The organism is Bacillus sp. JJ1503, assembly GCF_036965125.1.
In the GTDB taxonomy this organism is placed as follows: domain Bacteria; phylum Bacillota; class Bacilli; order Bacillales; family Cytobacillaceae; genus Cytobacillus.
This window is the reverse complement of the sequence record NZ_JBALOZ010000540.1, coordinates 1-1,463: the sequence shown is the minus strand read 5'-3', so window position 1 is coordinate 1,463 and position 1,463 is coordinate 1. Positions and strand designations below refer to the sequence as shown.

1 protein-coding gene is annotated in these 1,463 nt (G+C 31.6%); it reads left to right on the top strand.

The genetic code is table 11. The features are described from left to right. Positions 1-172 precede the first annotated feature (172 nt). Positions 173-1,411 (top strand): HAMP domain-containing sensor histidine kinase, encoded by a 1,239-nt coding sequence (locus V7149_RS26400; protein WP_335348514.1) that lies wholly within the window; start codon positions 173-175, stop codon positions 1,409-1,411. The last annotated feature ends 52 nt before the right edge of the window (positions 1,412-1,463 follow it).

Here is a 1,463-nt window from a genome sequence, read left to right as displayed (position 1 = left end):
ATTATTAACACTTTCTTTCAAAGATATTTATCATATAGATAAGGATTCGTCGAATCTTGACGCTCTATCAAGAACAATTATTATGGCAAAAAATTTGATAATTAAAGGATTAACTGTGCCATTCGTTTAATTTAAAGATAAACACAAAACTAAGGCTAGAGGAATGGTTCTTTTGAAGGATTTTATTGCAGAGCTTCTTTTTCATTTTTTTATCATGATGATTATCCCACTCGTGAATATCATTTTTTCGCGTCAATGCAGGAATAATAAAATTAATTTTATCTTTTTTCTTACTATTTGTCTTTCACTTTTAATATCATCGCTTTTTCCGGTGCGAATTACGGATGGACTAGAGTTTGATTTAAAATTCATCCCAATTTTTATAGCCTTCTTTTATATCGGGCCAAGAACTGGCCTCATGGCAATTGGCATCCTGCTTGGATTAACCTTATTTAGCGATATGACAAAATTCCTAACGAACCTAATCAATTATTTCTTTATGACGATCTTATTTTTTATTGTTTATAAACATTACATAAGAAAAAAATTACTTTTCAAGCTATTAACTGGAATCATTTTTTATTTATTCATTTTTATAACACGTACGATATATTTGATGCAAACTGGAGCAATGGGAGATTTTCTTCACCTCATTTCGTTTTCTATCGTTTCCATTATTACACTATCTACAATCATTTATTTAATCGAAATGAATAAGCTTCAACTTTTAATGATGGAACAGTTGAAAAAAGCAGATAAGTTAAATGCTATTAGCCAGCTTGCTGCATCCATTGCCCATGAAATCAGAAATCCTATGACAACGATTCGCGGTTTCTTGCAGCTAATGAAAAATGAACAAAATATTACTTCTAATCAAGGGATGTTTATTTCCCTGTCCTTAGAGGAATTAGATAGGACTAACCAAATTATCAATGATTTTCTGTCTCTTGCACGACCTATAAGCGAATTTACAGAGACGATCCCTTTATCGAATATAATGTTAGATATTTCTGACTTCATGAAACCATATGCTGTTATGTCCAATGTAAAAATGAACATTCAGTTAGAAGAAAGTTTGTATATTGCGGGAAATGTGAATGAATGTAAACAATTGTTCATTAATCTTATTAAAAACGGAATTGAGGCTATGCCTGATGGAGGAAATATAGATATAAACGTTTATCAGCAAAATGACATTGCGTTCATTGAAATAAAGGATAATGGCGTTGGTTTTTCGACCATTCAATTAGAACAGCTCGGACAGCCTTATTATTCTACTAAAACAAAGGGAACCGGACTTGGATTAATGATTTCCTTTGATATAATTAAACGATTGAAAGGCGAATATGAAATAGAAAGTATTGAAAACGAAGGCACCATTTTTACGATCCATTTTCCACTGAAAAAATAAGAGAAAAAGGTGGAAGTCACGACAACTTTCACTGTTATCGCAGATTAACGGG